This window comes from Geodermatophilus marinus (assembly GCF_003428645.1).
Lineage (GTDB): Bacteria > Actinomycetota > Actinomycetes > Mycobacteriales > Geodermatophilaceae > Geodermatophilus.
This window is the reverse complement of the sequence record NZ_QVQH01000004.1, coordinates 122,033-143,033: the sequence shown is the minus strand read 5'-3', so window position 1 is coordinate 143,033 and position 21,001 is coordinate 122,033. Positions and strand designations below refer to the sequence as shown.

Annotated in this window: 21 protein-coding genes; 3 read left to right on the top strand and 18 right to left on the bottom strand. The window is 76.9% G+C overall.

Features of this window, described 5'->3' with window-relative positions:
- Positions 1 to 58 precede the first annotated feature (58 nt).
- Positions 59 to 2,008 (bottom strand): acetate--CoA ligase, encoded by a 1,950-nt coding sequence (acs, locus tag D0Z06_RS06420; protein WP_117376538.1) that lies wholly within the window; start codon positions 2,006 to 2,008, stop codon positions 59 to 61.
- A 128-nt stretch (positions 2,009 to 2,136) separates the two neighbouring features.
- Between acs and D0Z06_RS06415 the strand changes: the two genes are divergently transcribed.
- Positions 2,137 to 2,844: a (2Fe-2S)-binding protein gene (locus D0Z06_RS06415; protein WP_233517494.1), complete on the top strand. Its 708-nt coding sequence runs from the start codon at positions 2,137 to 2,139 to the stop codon at positions 2,842 to 2,844.
- Positions 2,845 to 2,865: 21 nt separating this feature from the next.
- Here D0Z06_RS06415 and D0Z06_RS06410 read toward each other — a convergent pair whose 3' ends face one another.
- Together D0Z06_RS06410 and D0Z06_RS06405 are read right to left on the bottom strand one after the other, a co-directional pair.
- A complete protein-coding gene (locus D0Z06_RS06410; RefSeq protein ID WP_117376537.1) occupies positions 2,866 to 3,969 on the bottom strand; it encodes an S-adenosylmethionine:tRNA ribosyltransferase-isomerase in 1,104 nt (367 codons plus the stop codon).
- Positions 3,966 to 4,682 carry an SDR family NAD(P)-dependent oxidoreductase gene (locus tag D0Z06_RS06405; protein WP_117376536.1) on the bottom strand — a complete coding sequence of 239 codons (717 nt, stop codon included), beginning with the start codon at positions 4,680 to 4,682 and terminating at the stop codon, positions 3,966 to 3,968. The genes D0Z06_RS06410 and D0Z06_RS06405 overlap by 4 nt, the downstream gene beginning before the upstream one ends.
- A gap of 47 nt (positions 4,683 to 4,729) precedes the next feature.
- Here D0Z06_RS06405 and soxR point away from each other — a divergent pair, with 47 nt between their 5' ends.
- Positions 4,730 to 5,200, top strand: a complete 471-nt coding sequence (gene soxR, locus D0Z06_RS06400) for a redox-sensitive transcriptional activator SoxR (protein WP_117376535.1) — start codon at positions 4,730 to 4,732, stop codon at positions 5,198 to 5,200.
- A gap of 97 nt (positions 5,201 to 5,297) precedes the next feature.
- Complete coding sequence (ygiD, locus tag D0Z06_RS06395) at positions 5,298 to 6,140, top strand: 4,5-DOPA-extradiol-dioxygenase (protein ID WP_117376677.1); 843 nt, start codon at positions 5,298 to 5,300, stop codon at positions 6,138 to 6,140.
- A gap of 151 nt (positions 6,141 to 6,291) precedes the next feature.
- Here ygiD and D0Z06_RS06390 read toward each other — a convergent pair whose 3' ends face one another.
- The 15 genes from D0Z06_RS06390 to D0Z06_RS06320 all read right to left on the bottom strand — a co-directional run bounded on the left by D0Z06_RS06390 (position 6,292) and on the right by D0Z06_RS06320 (position 20,959).
- Entirely contained in the window at positions 6,292 to 7,890 is a 1,599-nt protein-coding gene (locus D0Z06_RS06390; protein WP_199522162.1) for a M28 family peptidase, read from the bottom strand.
- Between the two features lie 305 nt (positions 7,891 to 8,195).
- Entirely contained in the window at positions 8,196 to 8,474 is a 279-nt protein-coding gene (locus D0Z06_RS06385) for a helix-turn-helix transcriptional regulator (RefSeq protein ID WP_117376676.1), read from the bottom strand.
- Complete coding sequence (locus tag D0Z06_RS06380) at positions 8,471 to 9,331, bottom strand: ABC transporter permease (RefSeq protein WP_117376533.1); 861 nt, start codon at positions 9,329 to 9,331, stop codon at positions 8,471 to 8,473. Before D0Z06_RS06380 ends, D0Z06_RS06385 begins: the two co-directional genes overlap by 4 nt.
- Complete coding sequence (locus tag D0Z06_RS06375; protein ID WP_233517493.1) at positions 9,328 to 10,245, bottom strand: ABC transporter ATP-binding protein; 918 nt, start codon at positions 10,243 to 10,245, stop codon at positions 9,328 to 9,330. Before D0Z06_RS06375 ends, D0Z06_RS06380 begins: the two co-directional genes overlap by 4 nt.
- A gap of 99 nt (positions 10,246 to 10,344) precedes the next feature.
- Entirely contained in the window at positions 10,345 to 11,592 is a 1,248-nt protein-coding gene (gene cobA / locus D0Z06_RS06370; protein WP_233517492.1) for a uroporphyrinogen-III C-methyltransferase, read from the bottom strand.
- 11 nt (positions 11,593 to 11,603) lie between these two features.
- Positions 11,604 to 12,650, bottom strand: coding sequence for a nicotinate-nucleotide--dimethylbenzimidazole phosphoribosyltransferase (cobT, locus tag D0Z06_RS06365; RefSeq protein ID WP_233517512.1), 1,047 nt, complete (start codon positions 12,648 to 12,650; stop codon positions 11,604 to 11,606).
- A 44-nt stretch (positions 12,651 to 12,694) separates the two neighbouring features.
- Positions 12,695 to 13,771: an Rv2231c family pyridoxal phosphate-dependent protein CobC gene (gene cobC / locus D0Z06_RS06360; protein WP_233517491.1), complete on the bottom strand. Its 1,077-nt coding sequence runs from the start codon at positions 13,769 to 13,771 to the stop codon at positions 12,695 to 12,697.
- Between the two features lie 116 nt (positions 13,772 to 13,887).
- Positions 13,888 to 14,232: a cobalamin biosynthesis protein gene (locus tag D0Z06_RS06355; protein WP_117376530.1), complete on the bottom strand. Its 345-nt coding sequence runs from the start codon at positions 14,230 to 14,232 to the stop codon at positions 13,888 to 13,890.
- Positions 14,229 to 15,074 (bottom strand): energy-coupling factor ABC transporter ATP-binding protein, encoded by an 846-nt coding sequence (locus D0Z06_RS06350; RefSeq protein WP_117376529.1) that lies wholly within the window; start codon positions 15,072 to 15,074, stop codon positions 14,229 to 14,231. Before D0Z06_RS06350 ends, D0Z06_RS06355 begins: the two co-directional genes overlap by 4 nt.
- Positions 15,071 to 15,823: a cobalt ECF transporter T component CbiQ gene (gene cbiQ / locus D0Z06_RS06345; RefSeq protein ID WP_117376528.1), complete on the bottom strand. Its 753-nt coding sequence runs from the start codon at positions 15,821 to 15,823 to the stop codon at positions 15,071 to 15,073. Before cbiQ ends, D0Z06_RS06350 begins: the two co-directional genes overlap by 4 nt.
- Complete coding sequence (locus tag D0Z06_RS06340) at positions 15,820 to 16,191, bottom strand: energy-coupling factor ABC transporter substrate-binding protein (RefSeq protein WP_117376527.1); 372 nt, start codon at positions 16,189 to 16,191, stop codon at positions 15,820 to 15,822. Before D0Z06_RS06340 ends, cbiQ begins: the two co-directional genes overlap by 4 nt.
- On the bottom strand, positions 16,188 to 16,880 hold the full coding sequence (locus D0Z06_RS06335; RefSeq protein WP_117376526.1) for an energy-coupling factor ABC transporter permease: 693 nt from the start codon (positions 16,878 to 16,880) through the stop codon (positions 16,188 to 16,190). The genes D0Z06_RS06340 and D0Z06_RS06335 overlap by 4 nt, the downstream gene beginning before the upstream one ends.
- A complete protein-coding gene (locus D0Z06_RS06330; protein WP_199522161.1) occupies positions 16,867 to 18,255 on the bottom strand; it encodes a cobyrinate a,c-diamide synthase in 1,389 nt (462 codons plus the stop codon). The genes D0Z06_RS06335 and D0Z06_RS06330 overlap by 14 nt, the downstream gene beginning before the upstream one ends.
- Positions 18,252 to 18,866 carry a cob(I)yrinic acid a,c-diamide adenosyltransferase gene (gene cobO, locus D0Z06_RS06325; protein ID WP_117376525.1) on the bottom strand — a complete coding sequence of 205 codons (615 nt, stop codon included), beginning with the start codon at positions 18,864 to 18,866 and terminating at the stop codon, positions 18,252 to 18,254. Before cobO ends, D0Z06_RS06330 begins: the two co-directional genes overlap by 4 nt.
- Before the next feature lie 2 nt (positions 18,867 to 18,868).
- Entirely contained in the window at positions 18,869 to 20,959 is a 2,091-nt protein-coding gene (locus D0Z06_RS06320) for a putative cobaltochelatase (RefSeq protein ID WP_117376524.1), read from the bottom strand.
- Between the last annotated feature and the right edge of the window lie 42 nt (positions 20,960 to 21,001).

Genomic DNA, 21,001 nt, shown 5'->3' with positions numbered 1-21,001 from the left:
GGCCCCGTCCAGAGGCTCGGCCCGAGCGTGCGAGGGCTGAGGAGGACGGGGTCCTCTTTCAGTCCTCCGAGGACGACGCCGGCAGCTTGTCCTTGATCAGGTTCATGACCGACGAGTCGGTGAGCGTGGTGACGTCACCCAGCTCGCGGTTCTCCGCGACGTCCCGCAGCAGCCGGCGCATGATCTTGCCCGACCGGGTCTTCGGCAGCTCCTGCACGACCATGATCTGCCGGGGGCTGGCGATCGGGCCGATGTCCTTGCGGACGTGCTGCCGCAGCTCCGTGACCAGGTCCTCGCCGGAGTCCACCGCGTCACCGCGGAGGATCACGAAGGCCACGATGCCCTGCCCGGTGGTCGGGTCGCTGGCGCCGACCACCGCCGCCTCGGCCACCGCCGGGTGCGCGACCAGCGAGGACTCGACCTCGGTCGTGGAGATGCGGTGCCCGGAGACGTTCATGACGTCGTCCACCCGGCCGAGCAGCCAGATGTCGCCGTCGGCGTCCTTCTTGGCGCCGTCCCCGGCGAAGTAGACGTTCTTGCCGAACCGTGACCAGTAGGTGTCGACGTAGCGGTCGTCGTCGCCCCAGATGGTGCGCAGCATCGCGGGCCACGGCTCGGTCAGCACCAGCAGGCCGGTGGTGTCGTCGCCGAGCTCGTTGCCCTCGTCGTCGACGACCTTGGCCGAGATCCCCGGGAACGGGGTCTGCGCGGAGCCCGGCTTGAGGTCCGTCGCGCCGGGCAGCGGGGTGATCATGTGCGCGCCGGTCTCGGTCTGCCACCAGGTGTCCACGATCGGGCAGCGACCGCCGCCGATGTGCTCGTGGTACCAGAGCCAGGCCTCGGGGTTGATCGGCTCCCCGACCGAGCCGAGCAGCCGCAGGCTGGTCAGGTCGAAGCCGGCCGGGATGTCCTCGCCCCACTTCATGAAGGTCCGGATCACCGTCGGCGCCGTGTAGAGGACGGTGACGCCGTACCGCTGGACGATCTCGAACCAGCGCCCGCGGTGCGGTGTCTCCGGCGTCCCCTCGTACATCACCGACGTGGCCCGGTTGGCCAGCGGCCCGTACACGATGTAGCTGTGGCCGGTGACCCAGCCGACGTCGGCGGCGGTCCAGTAGACGTCGGTGTCCGGCTTGAGGTCGAAGGTCGCCCAGTGGGTGTAGGCGACCTGGGTGAGGTAGCCGCCGGAGGTGTGCAGGATGCCCTTCGGCTTCGCCGTCGTCCCCGAGGTGTACATGATGTAGAGCGGGTGCTCGGCGTCGAAGGCCTCGGCCGTGTGCTCGGTCGACTGGCGGCCGACGACGTCGTGCCACCAGAGGTCGCGGCCCTCGGTCCACTCGACGTCCTGCTCGGTGCGGCGCACCACGACGACGTTGCGGACGGCGCCGCCGCGGCCGACGGCGTCGTCGACGGCCGGCTTGAGCGCCGACGGCGCGCCGCGCCGGTAACCGCCGTCGGCGGTGATCACCAGGACGGCGCCGGCGTCGTCGAGCCGGCTGGCCAGCGCGTCGGCCGAGAAGCCGCCGAAGACCACCATGTGCACCGCGCCGATCCGCGCGCAGGCCAGCATCGCGATCACCGTCTCCGGGATCATCGGCATGTAGATGGCCACCCGGTCGCCGGCCTGCACGCCGAGCTCGACCAGCGCGTTGGCGGCCTTGCAGACCTCGTCCTTGAGCTGGGCGTAGGTGATGCTGCGCTGGTCGCCGGGCTCGCCCTCCCAGTGGTAGGCGACCTGCTCGCCGTGGCCGGCCTCGACGTGCCGGTCCACGCAGTTGTAGGCGACGTTGAGCTTCCCGCCGACGAACCACTGGGCGAACGGCGGGTTGCTCCAGTCGAGGACCTCGTCCCACTTCTGCTCCCAGGTGAGCCGCTCGGCCTGCCTGGCCCAGAAGGCGAGCCGGTCGCGGGCGGCCTCCGCGTAGGTGTCGGGACCGACGTTGGCCTGCGCGGCCAGCTCCTCCGGTGGTGCGAAGCGGCGGCCCGCGACCTCGGTCGACTCGCTCACTGGGGTACCTCCCGTCTCGGCGTCGCCGGTGGACGACGCAGCGTGCTCCCGGCCACACCGTAGGGTCCCGGGCGCTCCTGCGTCTGCCCCCGGCAACGTCCGTGCAGCGCCCCGGCCAGACTGGGGGCGTGGGGGTCGACGAGCAGGCGGCGGTGGCCGCGCGGGTGCCGGGGGCGGCCGCGCTGGGGCTGCTCGCGCCCCCCTCCGCGGAGGCGGTCCCGGCGACGGTGCTGGCCGACCCGGGGTGGACCACCCGGCGGGTGGCGGAGCTCGGCGTGCGGTACCGCAGCGCCGACCGGCCGGCGCTGGCCACGGTGTGGTGGTACTCGGCCTCCTCCGTGCTGCTCACCCCGGCGCTGGCGGGGCTGGTCACCGGGCGGCCGCTGTCGGCGCGGCTGGCCGACACCACCCTGGCCCTGCTGGCCGGCGGCCTGCCGGTGGCGGCGACCGCCACCGCGCCGGGGGAGGACCTCGCCGCCGAGCTGCGGGAGAGCCTGGCGGCCGTCGTCGGCACCGTCGCCGCGGTGGGCGGGCTGCGGCCGCGGCCGCTGTGGGCGGTCGCGACCGACTCGGTGGCCAACCGGCTGCTGGCCCTGGGGCGGGCGCTGGGTGACGTCGGCGGGGCGAGCGCGCTGGCCGCGCCGCTGGTGGCCGCCGTCGGGCCGCCCATGCCCGCCCCGCGCTTCGTCGACGTCGCCGGTGCCCGCTTCACCGACCGGGTCTCCTGCTGCCGGCTCTACCGGTTGCCGCCCGAGCCGCTGTGCACGTCCTGCCCGCGCCGGCCGGCCGCGCACCGGCGGGTGCTGCTGGAGGACGCCGCCGAGCGGATGCGCTGACCCGCGGACGGCGGGGCGGTCTCAGGGCAGGAAGAGCATGGTGTCGCCGTACTCGTGCCACAGCCAGCCGCCCCCGGAGACCGCGGCGTAGGCCCGCTCGACCAGGTCCCGGCCCGCGACCGCCTGCAGGAGCAGCAGGTGGCTGGCGTCGGGGGCGTGCAGGCCGGTGACCAGGCCGGTGACCACCCGTGCGGGGCGCTCGGGGCCGAGCACGAGGTCGGTCCAGCCGGTCGCGGCGCGGAGGACGCCGTCCTCGCCGGTGGCGGACTCCAGCGCCCGGGTGACCGTGGTGCCGACGGCCACGACCCGCCCGCCGGCCTCCCGCGTGGCCCGCACCAGCCGGGCGGTGACCTCCGGCACGCGGAACCGCTCCGGCGCCGGGGGCTCGTGCAGCTCGGGACTGGAGACCCCGGCGTGCAGGGTGACGGGCACGACCGGCACGCCGCGGGCCATCAGCCGGACCAGCACGCGGTCGGTGAACGGTCGCCCCGCGCTGGCGTTCTCCGCGCTGCCCGGCTCGGTGGCGTAGACGTTCTGCGCCGCGGCCAGCGGGACCGGCCGGCTCAGGTACCCGTAGCGCACCGGGGAGCCGTGCCGGTGCAGGTAGCCGGGTAGCGCGACGGCCGGCTCGGGGCGCGCCCGCCACAGCCGGGTCGGCCGGGCCGGATCGGGGAAGCCGGCCAGCAGCCGCAGCCGGACGCCGCCCGGGAGGTCCAGCACGGTGCCGGGCTCGACGCCGCGGTCGGGGCCGTCGTTGCCGGGACGCCGCAGCTCGACCACCCAGTCGCCGTCGTCCAGCCGGGTCGAGACGTGCAGCGGTGCCCGGGTGCCGTCGGCCCTCCGCACGTCCAGCCGCGCGGGCAGCGTGGCGGAGGTGTTGACGACCACCAGGTCACCGGGCGCGAGGTGGGCGGGCAGGTCGCGGAAGGTGACGGGGGTCAGCCGGTCCGGGCGGGCGACCAGCAGCCGCACCCCGTCGCGGGCCAGCCCGCGGTCCTCGGGCGGGGTGGTGGCCGCGGGGCCCGGCGGTGGGGTGGTGGCCGCGGGGCCCGGCGGTGGGGTGGTGGCCGCAGGGCCCGGCGGTGGGGTGGTGGCCGCAGGGCCCGGCGGCGGGGCGGCGGTCACCGCCCGGCCCCCGCGGCGGCGCCGTCGACCAGGTCGGCCGCGAGGTCGGCCGCCCGGTAGCGGCCGCCGGGCAGGTCGCCGTCCACCAGGCGCAGCAGCGCCGGGACGACGGCCTCCGGTGCCGGGAGCCCGGAGGTGTCCGGGTCGGCCGCCCGGTGCATGTCGGTGTCCATGTCGCCGGGGTCGACGGCGTACCAGCGCAGGGCGGGGTGCTCCACCGCGAGGACCGCGGTCAGCCGGTCCAGCGCGGCCTTGGACGCCCCGTACCCGCCCCAGCCCGGGTAGGCCTCGACGGCGGCGTCGCTGCTCACGTCGAGCACCCGGCCGCCGGCCCGCTCGAGCGCCGGGAGGACCGCCTGCACGAGGGCCAGCGGCGCGACGGTGTTGACGGCGAGCAGCCGGGTCAGCCGCTCGGGCGGGAGGTCGGCCAGCCCGGGCAGTGGGACCGGGCCGAGGTCGGAGGCGTTGTTGACCAGCAGGTCGAGGCGGTCCCCGGCCGCGGCCGCGAGCGCGGCCCGGTGCGCGGGGTCGGCCACGTCGCCGGGGAGGGCGGTCACGAGGTCCGGCCGGGGGAGCGCGGCTGCGGTGGCGGCGAGGCGGTCGGCGTCCCGGCCGTCGACGACCAGGCGCCAGCCGCGCTCCGACAGGGCGGTGGCGAGGGCGGCGCCGAGCCCGCGGGAGGCGCCCGTGACGAGTGCGGTGGGGGTCTGCATGGGACTACCGTCGAACTTCAAGTCGACTTGAGGTCAAGGGGGTCGCGGTGGCCGAGTTGCTCAGCATCGGGCAGGTGGCCGAGCGGGCGGGGCTGGCGCCCTCCGCGCTGCGCCACTACGAGGCGGTCGGGCTGGTCACCGCCACCCGGACCGCCGGGGGTGCCCGGCGCTACCCGCGCAGCGTGCTGCGCCGGCTGGCCTTCGTCCGGGCGGCGCAGAACGTCGGGCTGACCCTGCCGGAGATCCGGGCCGCGCTCGACACCCTCCCCGAGGGGCGCACCCCCTCGGCCCGGGACTGGGCGCGGCTGTCGGAGGGCTGGCGGGCGCGGCTCGACGAGCAGATCGCGGCCCTGCAGCAGCTGCGCGACGGGTTGACCTCCTGCATCGGCTGCGGTTGCCTGTCGCTGACCCGCTGCGCGCTCTCCAACCCGGAGGACGCCGCGGCGGCGCAGGGGCCGGGTGCGCGGTGGCTGTCGCCGGCGCTGCGGCGCGTGCCGCCCACGTCCAACGCCGGGTGACGCCACCGGGGGATCCGGACGGACGGGTCTCGCACCGCTGGGACGGCTCGGCCATGATCGGTCCGGCGTCGAGGAGGGGAGCTGGCCCGTGAGCGTCATGCCGGCCGCGTTCATCGGCCACGGCAACCCGATGAACGCCCTGGAGCGCAACCGGTACACCGAGGCGTGGCGGGCCTTCGGCCGGTCGGTGCCGCGCCCCCGGGCGATCCTGGTGGTCTCCGCGCACTGGTACGTGCACGCGACCGCCGTCACCACGATGCCCCGGCCGCGCACCATCCACGACTTCTTCGGCTTCCCGCGGGAGCTCTTCGACGTCCGCTACGAGGCCCCCGGTCTGCCCGGGCTGCACGAGGAGGTCGCCGACCTGGTGAGCCCCACCTGGGTGGGGGCCGACCTCGACAGCTGGGGCATCGACCACGGCACCTGGTCGGTGCTGCTGCACGCCTTCCCGGAGGCCGACGTCCCGGTGGTGCAGCTGTCGATCAACGCGCTCAAGCCGGTCGACTACCACCTGCAGCTCGGCGCGGCGCTGGCCCCGCTGCGCGAGGACGGCGTGCTGGTGATCGGCAGCGGCAACGTCGTCCACAACCTCGCCGGGGTGAGCCGGGCGATGCCGGACGCCGGCTTCGACTGGGCCCGCCGCTTCGACGAGGCCGCCACCGAGCTCATGCGCGCGGACCCCGCGGCCGTCGGCCGCCTCGACGGGCACCGGGACTTCGACCTGGCCGTGCCGACGCCGGACCACTTCCTGCCGCTGCTCTACGTCGCCGGGATGGCCGGGGCCACCGGGACGACCGCCGACGTCCTGGTCAACGGCTACACCTACGGTTCGCTGTCCATGACCGCGTTCACCGTCGGGATGGACCCGCCGCGCTCGGACGGCCCCGGCTTCGCCGCCCCGCTGCCCGACGAGCCGCCACCGGACGGCGCCAACATCTGAGGAAGGACCCCTCTGCCCCACCGCTCGCAGGCTCGCGGCGGGACCCTGCAGAGGGGTCGTTCCAGCACGTCACCCAGCCCCCGCGACCATGGCGCCGTGACCACGCGCGGAGCGGGTCCGGCGGTCACGGCGCCATGATCACCGGGTCAGGTCAGGCGTCGTGGTGGTGCGCGGCGCCTCCCCCGCCCTCCGGGAAGGTGCCCTCCGGGCCGGCCGGCTCCGGGAGCGTCATCGGGCGGCCGGGCACCGGCTTGCCCGGGACCCCGTTCACCGACTCCGTGGAGTAGGCGAAGGTCAGCATCGCGAAGGCGATGAGGTCGCCGTTCACCTCGAGCGCGTGCGCGTCGTAGTTCTCGATCGTGTCGCAGGCCTCGTGGTAGCACGGGTCGAACTGCTCGCCGGCCGTGCCGCCCCAGATCGCCGCCTGCTCCTCGGTCTTGATCACCTCGGCGCCGGTGAACAGGCCGCCCGACGGGATCCCGTTGAGGATGAACGCCTCGTAGTCGCTCCGGCCGGAGTACTCGGCGTCGTCGTAGGGCTCCCCGATCAGCGTGTAGTAGCCCTCGTAGAGGTCCTCGAGCGCCTCGGACCCCTCGGGGACCGGGACCGGCGCGGGGTAGGTCGACTCGTCGGCGTCGTACACCATGAACACGTAGTTCGGCGAGCCGACCATGTCGTAGTTCATGTACAGCGCGATCCGGTCGCGCTCGTCCTGCGAGAGGCCCTCGACGTAGGCCGCCGACCCCAGCAGCCCCTGCTCCTCCCCGGCCCACCACGCGAACCGCAGGGTGTTCTCGGGCTTCGTGTTGCCCATGAGCAGCGCGGTCTCGAGCAGCGCCGCCGAGCCGGAGCCGTTGTCGTTGATGCCCGGGCCCTCGATGACGCTGTCGAGGTGGGCGCCGGCCATGACGACGTTGCCCGGGTTCTTCCCGGGCAGCTCGGCGATGACGTTGTAGTCGGTGCGGGTCTCGGCCGGCAGGACGTCCACGTACGCCGTCGAGCCCTCCTGGGCCAGGGCCACGCCGTCGGCGAAGCTGGCACCGACGACCGGGATGCCGTGGGTGACCGGGCCCGGGGCCCCGGGGATCGGCTCGTCCACGCTCGTGGCGTCCGCGACGACCAGGCCCTCCCGGTCGGGGGAGTTGCCCTGGTTGAAGATGACCACGGCCTCGGCCCCGGCCTCCTCGGCGTAGTAGGCCTTCGTCCCGAAGAAGCAGGTGCCGCGCTGGACGAGGGCGATGTCGCTGTCCCCGCTGAAGTCGAGCGCGGCGAAGTCGGCCGCCTCGCAACCGCTCGTGGAGGCCCGGTCGCCCTCGAGGTTGATGTCGACCGGGATGACGTTCCCCTCGACGGTGCCCGAGCCGCTGCCGGTGAACACGCCGGTCTCGTAGTCGGCCGCGACCGGGGTCAGCTGCCGCAGCTCCGCGGGGAAGTTGAAGGTGATCTCGACCGGTGTCCGCGTGACCTGGTACCCGGCGTCCTCCAGGAGGTCGGCGACGTACTCGACGCTGTCGGCGTACCCGTCGGTCCCGGCCGCGCGGGTGCCCGGGTACACAGGGTCGGTGCTGTTGTCGGCGATCTTCTGGAACGCCTCCATGTGCTCGACGACCCCCTCGAGCGTCATGCACTCGAGCAGCTTGTCGTAGGTGTTGTTGTTGCGGTTGTCGCACCCGGCGCCGCCCGGTGCGGCGACCGCGGCCGTCGCGGGGAGCCCCACGGCCAGCAGCAACCCGCCGGCTCCGACGGCCACGGCCCGGGACGCCGTCCTGCGCGCGCCCCTCGTCCGCCCTCGTGTCATGGACCGATCTCCTCTCGTCCCCCGGTGGACATCGGTGGCCACCGGGTCCCCGTCCTGGGGTCCCGGAGCATGCCGTCACCGGGGGACGACGTACAGCGATCGTCCAGCTCTCATCCAGACGCCGGGCCGCCGTCACCCGCCGGGTCGACGTGTCGACATGCAGGTCACGCAGCGTGTCGCTGTCGCTGCGGAACGGCGCGCCGAGGCTCGGAGGGAACGGAGGGCAGCCGGGCGGTCACGGTCAGCCCCCGGTTGGGTCAGCCGGCCGCGGCGGGAGGGTCCGCCCGCGGCCGCCCGGCGTCGCTGATGCGGGGGAAGGGGCGCGTCGAGAAGACCACCTCGACCGGGACCGCGAAGAACTCCGCGATGCGCAGCGCCAGGTGCAGGCTCGGGTTGTACTCGCCGCGCTCCAGGTAGCCGATGGTCTGGTAGTGCACCCCGAGGGCGTCGGCCAGTTCCCGGCGGGTGACGCCCTGCTCGGCGCGGAGCAGCGCGATCCGGTTGTGGACGGCGTCCCCGGCGCGCTCGCCGCTCACCGGACCCACTGCGCCGCCGCGTCCCGCGCCGCCGCCACCTGCGAGCCGGACTGCCGCCGGGCCATGCGCCGCAGCACCGCGGGGGTCACCAGCAGCCCCGCGACGGCCCACGCGAGCAGCACGAGCACGGTCGGCAGGGTGCGCCACGACCCGCCGAGCTCGACCGCCGCGGCGGCGTCGGGGAGGAACGCCGAGCGCATCCCGAGGCCGATCCAGTAGGTCGGGAAGACCTGCGCGACCGCCTGCACCCACCCCCACAGGGCCTGGACGGGGAAGAAGACCCCGGAGATGACGGTCAGCACGATGACCGGCAGCATCCCCCAGCTGCCGACCTTCTGGACGCTGGGCACCACCGAGCCCAGCACCATGCCCAGCGGCAGCGTGGCCAGCAGGCCCAGCACGACCACCCAGGTGACGGTGAGCCAGCCCTCGGCGCCGCGCGCCATGACGCCGTCGAAGAGCAGGAAGCTCGGCACGAGGATGACCAGCAGCATGGGCAGCAGGCCGAGGGAGTGGTAGAGCAGCTGGCCGGTCACGTAGCCCTGCATGCCGTGCGGCAGGGCCTTGTGCCGCAGCAGCGTGCCGTCCTCGCGCTCCATCGCCAGGGCGTAGGCGGGCCCGATGATGACGCCGAAGGCCAGCAGGGCGGCGAGGATGCTCGGCAGCGAGTAGGCGACCAGCGGGATCGTCTCGCCGGCGCCGGTGATCTCGCCGTCGCGGTTGAACCACAGGTAGAGCAGCGTGGCGCCGCCCATGAACAGGTAGAAGCCCTGGTCCTGGGGGCTGCGCAGGCTGAGGAGGAACTCCGTCCACCCGCGGTGCAGGCCCAGGCCGACGGCGTGCCGGGTGGCGTTCACCGGCCCACCTCCAGCAGGGCCGGGGCGGCGGTGCGGTCGCCGGCCTCGAAGCGCTGCACCATCGCCAGGTAGGTGTCCTCCAGGCCGGCCTTGCGCACCTCGAGGTCGGTGAGCTCGTCGCCGTGCTGCGCGACGAGCCTGCGGACGAAGGCGACGGGGTCGTCGGTGGCGTGCACGAACCGCTCCCGGCCGCAGGCCCAGCGCACCTCGGCGGTCCCGGCGACCTGGCGGGCGAGCTCGTCGGCGCTGCCGTCGGCCACGATCCGGCCCCCGGTCAGGATGAGGATGCGGTCGGCGAGCTTCTCCGCCTCCCCCAGGTCGTGGGTGGTGAGCAGGATCGTCGTGCCCTCCAGGTCCGAGAGCCGGTGCACCAGGTCGTGGAAGTCCCGCCGCGCCTGCGGGTCGAAGCCGGCGGTGGGCTCGTCGAGGAAGAGCAGCTCCGGCCGGCCGATGATGCCCACGGCCACGTCCAGCCGCCGGCGCTGGCCGCCGGAGAGCGTGCCGATCTTGCGGTCGGCGTGCTCGGCGAGGCCGACGACGTCGAGCAGCCGGTCGACGTCGTGGGGCCGCGGGTGCTCCGGCGTCGAGTAGGGCCGGAAGTAGCCGCCCAGGCTCACCAGCAGCCGGCGCGGCGTCCACCGGGCGTGGTCCCGCCACGACTGCAGCACCACCCCCACGCGGGCCCGCCAGGCGTCCCCCGCGGTCGCCGGGGCCTCGCCGAGGACGCGCACGTCCCCGGCCGACGGCAACCGGAAGCCCTCGAGGACCTCGATCGTCGTCGTCTTGCCCGCGCCGTTGGGCCCGAGCAGGCAGACGACCTCGCCCGCCTCGACGTCCAGGTCGACGCCGGTCAGCACCTCCTGCGTCCCGTAGGTCATCCGCAACCCGCGGACCGACACGACCGGCTCGCCCATGGCCCCTCCACCGAGTTCGAGGTGCCGCGATAGTAGGAGTGCTACATCGAGCGCACAACTGCTTTCCCGTGCCCCGCCGGCCCGCCGGGGGGGCCGCGCTCAGCCGGGCGGGCGGGGGAGACCGGCGGTGAGGCCGACGACCTCCCCGACCACCCACACCGCGGGGGGCCGGATGCCCTCGTCGGCCAGCGTGCGCGCCAGCCCGGACAGCGTCGTCCGCACCACCCGCTGGCCGGGGGTCGAGCCGTCGGCCACCACCGCGACCGGGGTGCCCGGCGCCCGGCCGTGCTCGACGAGGGCCGCCGCGATCGCCGGCGCGGTGTCCACGCCCATGAGGACGACCAGCGTGCCGCGCAGCCGGCCGAGGGCCGGCCAGTCGACCAGGGAGGCGGGGTGCCCCGGGGGGACGTGGCCGGAGACCACCACGAACTCGTGGGTCAGACCGCGGTGGGTGACCGGGATGCCGGCCAGCGCCGGGACGCCGATCGCGCTGGTCACCCCCGGGACCACCTCGACCGGCACACCGGCGGCGACGCAGGCCTCCAGCTCCTCCATGCCGCGGCCGAACACGAACGGGTCGCCGCCCTTGAGCCGGACCACCCGGCGGCCGGCGCGGGCGTGCTCCACCAGCAGCGCGTTGATCTGCTCCTGCGCCATGAACCGGCCCCGGGGGAGCTTGGAGGCGTCGATGACCTCCACCTCGGGCGGCAGCGCGGCGAGCAGCCCCTGCGGCGCCAGGTGGTCGGCCACGACGACGTCGGCCTGCGCCACGGCCTGCTGGCCGCGGACGGTGATCAGCCCGGGGTCGCCCGGCCCGCCGCCGACGAGGACGACGCCGCCGGGCCGGCCCCCCTCGGGCTCGCGGGCGGCGCGGTCGCGGATGCTGCCGTCGGTGAGCCCGGCGAGCACCGCGTCGCGGACGCCGACGGCCCGCTGCGGGTCACCGCCGCCGTGCACGCCCACCACCAGGTCGCCCTGCCGGCCGACCGCGGGCGTCCACACGCTGGAGGCCGCCCGGTCGTCGGCTCGGGCGCAGAAGACACGGGACCGCTCGGCCTCCTCGGCGACCGCGGCGTTCACGGCCGGGTCGTCGGTGGCGGCGACGGCGTACCACGCGCCGGCCAGGTCACCGGCCTCGTACCGCCGGCGCACCCAGGTCACCGCGCCCGGCCCGACGAGGGCCTCGAGGGCCGGGGTGACCTCGGGGCTGACCACGGTCACCCGCGCCCGGGCCTCCAGCAGCCCGGCCACCCGGCGGTGGGCCACCTGCCCGCCGCCGACGACGACCACCCGCCGGTCGAGCAGCCGCAGCCCCACCGGGTAGACCACGCCGCTGCCGGGATCCACCGAGGTCGCGTTCACTTCTCGGTCACGCCGGCGGAGTCGAACGTCGCGACGTCGCGCAGCGCCCGGGCCGCACCGGCGACCAGCGGCACCGCCAGCAGCGCGCCGGTGCCCTCGCCCAGGCGCAGGTCCAGGCCCAGCAGCGGGCGCAGGCCGAGGGCGCGCAGCGCCAGGCCGGCCCCCGGCTCGGCGGAGAGGTGGCCGGCCAGCGCGTGGTCGAGCGCCACCGGGCACAGCGCGGCCGCGACCAGGGCGGCCGACCCGGCGATGACGCCGTCCAGCAGCACCGGGACGCGGGCGGCGGCGGCCCCCAGCACGAAGCCGGCCAGCGCCGCGTGCTCCAGCCCGCCGACCTCGGCGAGGGCGGCCAGGGCCGCCTCCGGGGTCGCGGGCCGCTCCGGCACGCGGGCGGCGGCCCGCGCCACGACGGCGACCTTGCGGGCCAGGGTCGGGTCGTCCACCCCGGTGCCCCGGCCGGTGGCGGCGGCGGGGTCCGCGCCGGTGAAGGCGCAGACCAGGGCCGCCGAGGCGGTCGTGTTCGTGATGCCCATGTCGCCGGTGACCAGGCAGCGGTGCCCGGCGGCCAGCCCGGTCGCCACCTCGATGCCCACCTCGACGGCCCGGCGGGCCTCGTCGAGGGTCATGGCCGGGCCGGCGGCGAGGTCGGCGGTGCCCGACCGGACCTTGCGGGACAGCAGCGCCGGGCCGGGCTCGACGGCGTAGGCCGTGGCCACGCCGACGTCGACGACGACCACCTCGGCGCCCAGCTGGGCGGCGAGCGCGTTGACCACCGCGCCGCCGCGGGCGAAGTTGGCCACCATCTGGGCGGTGACCTCCTGCGGCCAGGGGGTCACCCCCTGGGCGTGCACGCCGTGGTCGGCGGCGAAGACCGCGACCGCGGCGGGCGTGGGCAGCGGCGGCGGGCACGTGCCGGCGGTGCCGGCCAGCTGCGCGGCGACGTCCTCCAGCGCGCCGAGCGACCCCGGCGGCTTGGTCATGCGGTCCAGCCGCTCGCGGGCGGCCTGCTCGGCGGCGGCGTCGCGGGGGCGGACGGCGGCGATCGTCTCGCCCAGGAGCGTGCCGGGGAACGGGGTGGAGGGGCTGCTCAGCGGATCTCCTCGGGAACGGCGGGATGGGCCCGCGGCGCCGGTGCCGGGACAGCTGCGCCACCCAGGATCCCAGTGAGGGTCGCGGCGAACGCACGGGAGGTGCCCGGGTCCCGGACCGCCACCCTCAGGTGGTCGGCCGACAGGCCGGGGAAGGTGTCCCCGCGCCGGACCGCCCACCCGCACTCCCGCAGGGCGGCGCGGACCCGGTCGCCGCCGGGCACCCGGAGCAGGACGAAGGACGACCGCGGCGTCCCGACGACCTCGACGCCGGCCGGCAGCGCCGCCAGCAGCGCGGCCCGGTGCCCGGTCAGGTCGCGGGCGGCGGCCTCGGCCTCGGCGCGGGCGGCGGGCGCGGTGCAGGCGGTGAGCGCGGCGAGCGCCGGGCCGGCCAGCGGCCAGTGCGGCTGGGCGGCGGCGAGGGCGGCCACCAGGTCCGGCGGGCCGAGGGCGTACCCGACCCGCAGCCCGGCCAGGCCCCACGTCTTGGTCAGGCTGCGCGCGACCAGCAGGCCGGGCAGGTCGCGCCGCCCGGCCAGGGAGGCGGGCTCGCCGGGGACGGTGTCGGCGAACGCCTCGTCGACCAGCAGAACCCGGCCGGGCCGGGCCAGCGCCGCGACGTCCTCGCGCGGGTGCAGCACCGAGGTGGGGTTGGTCGGGTTGCCCAGCACGACCAGGTCGGCGTCCGCGGGCACCGCCGCGGGGTCGAGCCGGTAGCCGTCGTCGGCGCGCAGCAGCAGCCGCTCCACCGGGTGCCCGGCGGCGCGCAGCGCCGCCTCCGGCTCGGTGAACGACGGGTGGACGACGACCGCCCGGCGGGGGCGCAGGGCCCGGGCGACCAGGGTGAACGCCTCGGCGGCCCCGGCGGTGGGCAGCACCTCCTCCGGCGGGCGGCCGTGCGCGGCGGCGACCGCGGCCCGGGCCGGGCGGGCGTCGGGGTAGGCGGCGACGTCGTCCAGCGCGGCCGAGAGCACGGCGCGCAGCCACGGCGGCGGGGTGCCCGCGCGGACGTTCACCGCCAGGTCGACCAGGCCGGGCGCCAGCTCGGCGTCCCCGTGGTGATGGAGCGATGACACTGTCGCCCTCCGGGCTCCCACCGCGTCCAGGTGCCCCGGCTCTGCGCTGAGCGCGTCCGTCCCCGCCGTCCGGAGGGCCTCCGGCCCCCCACCCGGCGAGGACACACCCCTGGCGCTCATGCGCTCACCGCCACGGTGACCCGGCCGACGACCGTCCGGGGGACCAGCAGCGGCCCGCCGCCGAGCAGCGCGGCCGCCTCGGCGACCGACGGGGTGCCGACGGCGGCGGCCACCCGGGCCGACGGGGCGGGCACCGGCACGGCGGCCAGCACCGCGGCGGGGTGGCCGGTGAGCGGCCAGCCGCGGGCGGCGGCCGCGGTGGCGAGCCCGGGCTCGGCGGCGCGGGTGTCGAGCGTGGCCAGCCGGACGTCCGTCGTCCCCGCGGGGAGGACGGCGTCCACCGCGGCGAGCACCTCGGCGGCGCTCACCCCGGGCCGCGCACCGACGCCGACCACCGTCACGCCGTGACCCCCGGCCGGTCGGGCAGCGCGGCCAGCAGCTCGTCGGCGTCCCGGGGCAGCGGCCCCTCGCGCAGCAGGCCGAGGTCGCGCAGCCGGGCGCCGACGGTGAGCGCCCACGGCCGGTCCAGCCGGGCGCGGGCCAGGAGCGCGTCGTCGGCGAGCACGTCGGCCGGCGGGCCCTGGACGACGGCCCGGTCGACGACGACGGCGACCTCGTCGGCCCAGCGCAGCGCGAGGTCGACGTCGTGGGTGCTCATGACCACCGTCGAGTCGTGCTCCTGCAGGCGGGCCAGCGCGGCCAGGGCCTCGGTGACCGCGGAGGGGTCCAGCCCGGCGGTGGGCTCGTCGAGCAGCAGCACGCAGGGGCGCACGGCGACCGCGCCGGCGATGGCGACCCGCTTGCGCTCGCCGTAGGAGAGCTGGTGGGTCGGGCGGGCGGCCAGGTGGTCGACGGCGAGCAGGTCGAGGGCCTCGGCGACGCGGGCCCGGACGGCGCCCTCGTCCAGGCCGAGGTTGAGCGGGCCGAAGGAGACGTCCTGGGCGACGGAGGCGCTGAACAGCTGGTCGTCGGGGTCCTGCAGCACCAGCTGCACGGTCTGCCGGTGTGCCCGCAGGCCGCGGCGGGTGTGCGCCAGCGGCACGCCGTCGACGGTGACCACGCCGGCCGCGGGCACCAGCGCGCCGGACAGGCAGCGCAGCAGGGTGGTCTTGCCCGAGCCGTTGGCGCCGAGCACGGCCAGCCGCCGGCCGGCGGGGACGGTGAGGTCGGCGCCGTGCAGCACGGGCCGGCCGCGGTCGTAGCCGACGGTCAGCCCGGCGGCGGCGAGGGTCCGGTGGCTCACGCGAGCGCCCCTCCCGACACCAGCAGGCTGAGCGCGACGATGCCGGCCAGGCCGGTGGCCGCCGTGGCCAGGAAGGCCCGGGACGACGGCAGCACCTCGGGCAGCACCCGCAGGTCGGTCTCCATGCCGCGGCCGGCCAGCCCCTCCTGCAGCCTGCGGGCCCGGTCCCACGAGCGGGTCAGCACCCCGGCGGCCAGCAGCCCGGCGGAGCGGTAGGAGCGGCGCACCGAGGACCAGCCCATCCGCGCGGTCTGCGCCTCGCGGATGGTGTGCAGGCTCTCCAGGAGCACGAACAGCAGCCGGTAGGTCACGCCCGCCACCTCGACGACCGCCGCGGGCACCCGCAGCCGGCGCAGCGCGGGCAGCAGGTCCGACATCGGCGTGGTGGTGGCCAGCAGGAGCACCGCGGCGCTGCCGGCCAGCGCGTGGCCGGCCAGCTCGCCGGCCCGGGCGGCGGCGTCGGGCGCCCAGCCGATCCCGCCGTCGCCGACCGACACCACGGCGGTCACCGCCCCGACGAGGATGAACGCCAGCGGCCAGCGGATCGCCCGGCCGAACGTGCGGGCCGGCACCCGGGCCGGGCCGAGCGCCAGCCCGACGGCGGTGAGCCCGACGAGCGCGCTGCCGGGCCAGGCGGGCAGCACGAGCGCGCAGCCGACGAGGCCGGCGCAGAGCAGCAGCTTGTCGCCGGGCGAGCGCCCGCGCCACGCGCTGCTCCACGCCGCCTCGTCGACCGCGAGGCCCCTCACCGCTGGTCGGTCTCCGCCGGCGTGGTCGTCGCGGGCGTGGCCGTCGCGGGCTCGGCCGTCGCGGGCTCGGCCGTCGCGGTGGCGGTCGCGGCCTCGGCCGCCGCCCGCCGGCCGCGCAGCCGGCCCAGCACGTAGCCGAGCACCCCGCCGCCGAGGGCGGCCTGCAGGGCGAACAGCCCCGACTCGGTCTCGCCGGCCGGGCTGAAGAAGGAGTCGAACCACGGTTCGTAGCCGTCGGCCTCCAGCTCCTCGGTCACCCGGCCGTCGGCGCCGCCGTACCCCGCGCCCGGGTTCACGATCAGCGGGACCGCGAACAGCGCCACGACGGTGACGACGATCAGGGCGGTGACGAGGGCGGATCGCTTCACAAGGGGCTCCCGGCGGTGGTGGGGGTGGCCGGCTCCAGCACGCCGAGCCGTTCGAGCTCGGGCCGGGCGTTGCGGGTCAGGACGCGGAACAGCAGGACGCCGAGCAGCCCCTCGCCGATGGCCAGCGGGACCTGGGTGAGCGCGAAGACGGCGAGGAACTTGGCCAGCGCGCCGACGAACCCGCTGGTGGCGTCGGGGAAGGCCAGCGCCAGCTGCAGCGAGGTCATCAGGTAGGTGGCCAGGTCGGCCAGCGCGACGCCGACGAAGACCGCGGGCAGCAGCCCGGCGCCGGCGGCGCGGGTCAGCCGGTAGGCCCCGTACCCGGCCCACGGCCCGACGACGGCGAAGGCGAACGCGTTGGCGCCCAGCGTGGTCAGCCCGCCGTGGGCGAGCAGCAGCGCCTGGAACAGCAGCACCACGGTGCCGAGCAGCGCCATCACCGGTGGTCGGAACAGGATCGCGCCGGGGCCGGTGCCGGTCGGGTGGCTGGAGCTGCCGGTGACCGACGGCAGCTTGATCGCGCTCAGCACGAAGGTGAACGCGCCGGCGGCACCCAGCAGGAGCGTGGACTCCGGGTTCTCGCGGACCTCCGTGACCACGGCCCGGGCGCCGTGCGCGACGAAGGGGGCGGCGGCGACCGTCCAGCCGATCGCGTGCGCCGGCGGGAGGAAGCCCTCAGCGATGTGCATGCTGCTCCGATCGTAGGACGGGCGTGCGGGCGCACGCGGAGACGAAGCGCCCGGCCAGGGCAGGCTGCCCCGCCCAGTGCAGGTGCAGGTAGGAGGCGTGCACGCTGCCGGTGACGAAGCCCTCGGGCTCGGCTCCCGCCCAGCGCCAGGCGGGTGTGGCGCCGGCGGCGGGGGTGGCGACGGTGCGGTGGAACTCGTGGCCGTGGACGCGGGTGCCGACGGGGGCCAGCGCGGAGTCGGTGAGCGCGACGGCCTCGCGGTAGCCCAGGGTCAGCCGCGGGGACATGACCGCCTCGGCGTCCAGGACGCCGCACATCGGCAGCCCCTCGAGGCTGCGCGCCAGGTAGAGCAACCCGGCGCACTCGGCGGCGACGGGGCCGCCGCGGGCCGCGAGCGCGGCCACCTCGGCGCGCAGCGCGGTGTTGGCCGACAACTCCGTGGCGTGCACCTCGGGGAAGCCCCCGCCGATGACCAGGCCCGCGGTGCCGTCCGGGAGGGCCTCGTCGCGCAGCGGGTCGATGGTCACGACCTCGGCGCCGGCGGCCTCGAGCAGCTCGGCGTTCTCGGCGTAGCCGAAGGTGAAGGCGGCGCCGCCGGCCACGGCGACCCGCGGCCGGCCCGGCACCCGGGCGACCTCGGCGGCGGGGTCCCACGGCGCGCCGTCCAGGGCCGGGGCGGACCGGGCGACCCGGAGGACGGCGTCGAGGTCGACCGAGCCGGCCACCACCTCGCCGAGGGCCCGGACGCCGGCCAGCGCGTCGGCCGACCGCTCGGCGGCGGGGACGAGCCCCAGGTGGCGCGACGGGGTGGCCAGCCGGTCCAGCCGGCGCACCGCGCCGAGCACGGGGACGCCGGTGGACTCCAGCGCGTCCCGCGCGATCTGCTCGTGCCGGTCGCTGCCGACCCGGTTGAGGACGACGCCGCCCAGGCGCACCCGCGGGTCGTACGTGGCGAACCCGTGCACCAGCGCGGCCACGCTCTGCGCCTGTGCCGAGACGTCCACGACGAGCACGACCGGCGCGCGCAGCAGCCGGGCCACGTGCGCGGTGGAGGCGAACCCCGGCTCCAGGCCCGGCCGGGTGGCGCCGTCGAAGAGTCCCATCACGCCCTCGACGACGGCGACGTCGGCACCCCGGGCGCCGTGCAGGAACAGCGGGACGACCCGCTCCTCGCCGACCAGCACCGGGTCGAGGTTGCGGCCCGGCCGTCCGGCGGCGAGCCCGGCGTAGCCGGGGTCGATGTAGTCGGGGCCGACCTTGTGCGGGGAGACGGCGTGCCCCCGCGCGGTGAGCGCGGCGACCAGCCCGGTGGCGACGGAGGTCTTGCCCGCGTTGCTGGTGGGGGCGGCGAGCACCACCCGCGGCACGGTGGTCACCACTCGATGCCCCGCTGGCCCTTGCGGCCGGCGTCCATCGGGTGCTTGACCTTGGTCATCTCGACGACCAGGTCGGCGGCCTGCACCAGCTCCGGCGGTGCGTCCCGGCCGGTGATCACCACGTGCTGGGTGCCCGGGCGGTGCGCCAGGGTCTCGACGACGTCGGTGACGTCCACCCAGCCCCACGTCAGGGGGTAGGTGAACTCGTCGAGCACGTAGAAGCGGTGCGCCTCGGCGGCGAGGTCGCGCTTGATCTGGGCCCAGCCCTCGGCGGCGTCGGCGGCGTGGTCGACCTCGGTGCCCTGGCGGCGCGACCAGCTCCAGCCGCTGCCCATCTTGTGCCAGACGACGGGGCCGCCCTCCCCGGTCTGCTCGTGCAGCCGGCCGAGCGCGGTCAGCGCGGTCTCCTCACCGACCTTCCACTTCGCGCTCTTGACGAACTGGTAGACCGCGATCGGCCAGCCCTGGGTCCACGCGCGCATCGCCATGCCGAAGGCGGCGGTGGACTTGCCCTTCATCTCGCCGGTGTGGACCGCCAGCAGGGGCTGGGTGCGCCGCGCCCGCGTGGTCAGCCCGTCGTCCGGGACCGTGGTGACCTGGCCCTTCGGCACGGCTAGGCCGCCTCGCGGGCGCCGCGGACGGTGGCCGCGAGCGCCTCGGCGGCCAGCTCCTCGAGGCGCAGGGTCCGCGCGCCGAGGGCCGTCCCGAGCCGGGCGGCCAGCCCGAGCCGCACCGGGCCGGACTCGCAGTCCACCACCACCCCCGCCGTGCCGGCCGCGGCCAGCAGCCCGGCGGCGCGGCGGGCCTCCCCGACGTGGTCGCCGCCGCGCGCGCCGGTGGCCCGGCCGTCGGTGACGACCACCAGCAGCGGCCGGCGCCGGGGGTCGCGCAGCCGCTCGACGCGCAGCGTGTCGTGGGCCCGGAGCAGGCCGGCGGCCAGCGGGGTGCGGCCGCCGGTGGGCAGCTCGCGCAGCCGGGCCGCGGCGGCCTCCACCGACCAGGTGGGCGGCAGCGCCAGGTCGGCACCCGTGCCGCGGAAGGTGATCAGGCCGACCTTGTCCCGCCGCTGGTAGGCGTCGAGCAGGAGCGACAGGACGGCGCCCTTCACGGCGGCCATCCGCGCCCGCGAGCCCATCGACCCGCTGGCGTCGACGACGAAGAGCACGAGGTTGCCCTCGCGGCCCTCCAGCGAGGCCTGGCGCAGGTCGCCGCGCTCGAGCCGCAGCCCCGGGCCGGTGCGGCCGCGCGCGACCTGGTGCGGTGCCGCGGCGAGCACGGTGCCGGGGAGGTGCAGCCGGGTCACCGTGCCCGTGGGGCGGGTCGCGCCGACCACGCGGCCGCGCTCGGAGCGGGCCCGCGAGCGGCGGCCGGCCGCGCCGGCGCCGATGCCGGGCACCTCGAGCCGCCGGGTGCGGAACGGGTCGGACGGCGCGGCCGCGGCGCGCTCGGGTGCCGGCGCGCTCCCGGCGCGGCCGCCGCCCTCGCCGCGGGGTGCGGTCGTGGCGGCGCCACCCCCCGGCACAGGAGGCTTTTCCCCCGTATCGGCGCCGGATCCGTGGACATTGCTCCCTGTGCCCGGGTCGCCCGGGATGCCTGGGGCGTCCGGGTCGCCCGGGACGCCGTCGTCCGGGCTGTCGTCGTCCGGGCCGTCGTCCGGGTCCCCGGGGCCGCCCTCGGGGGGCGGCGGGTCGTCGTCGGGGCGGGCGTCGGTGAGCGCCTGCTCGAGGGTCTCGTCGTCCAGGCCGGGCGCGTCGAAGGGGTTGCGGCGGCGGCGGTGGGGGAGGGCCAGCCGGGCGGCGACCCGCACGTCGTCCTCGGTGACCTCCTCGCGGCCGGACCACGCGGCGTGCGCGACGGCCGCCCGCGCGGTGACCAGGTCCGCGCGCAGCCCGTCCACGTCGAAGGCGGCGCAGACGGCGGTGACCTGGCGCAGCGCGCCGTCGCCGAGCACCACGTGCGGCAGCCGGGCGCGGGCGTCGGCGATGCGGCGCGCCAGCCCGGCCTCCTCGTCGGCCCACGCCGCGGTGAAGCCGGCCGGGTCGGCGTCGAAGGCGAACCGCCGGCGGACCACCTCGGCGCGCACCCCCGGGTCGCGCGGGGCGGCGACCTCGACGGTGAGGCCGAACCGGTCCAGCAGCTGGGGGCGGAGCTCGCCCTCCTCGGGGTTCATCGTCCCGACCAGGAGGAACCGGGCCGCGTGCCGGACCGACACCCCCTCGCGCTCGACGTAGGCGGTGCCCAGGGCGGCAGCGTCGAGCAGCAGGTCGACGAGGTGGTCGTGCAGCAGGTTGACCTCGTCGACGTACAGGACGCCGCGGTGCGCGGCCGCCAGGAGCCCGGGCTCGAAGGCCTTGACCCCCTCGGTGAGCGCCCGCTCGAGGTCCAGCGACCCGACGACGCGGTCCTCGCTGGCACCGACCGGCAGCTCGACCAGCCGCGCCGGGCGGCGGGTGCCCCGGGCGCCGGCGTCGTGCGGGCCGTCTGGGCAGGCGGGGTCCGGGGCAGCCGGGTCGCAGGCGAACCGGCAGCCGGGGACGACGTCGACGGGGGGCAGGACGGCGGCCAGCGCACGCACCGTCGTCGACTTCGCCGTCCCCTTCTCGCCGCGCACCAGGACGCCGCCGACGGCGGGGGAGACCGCGTTGAGCAGCAGCGCCAGCCGCAGGTCGTCCATGCCGACGACGGCGCCGAAGGGGTAGGTCATGCGGGTCGACCGCGCATGGAACGCGTCCTCTCCCCGGGTGTC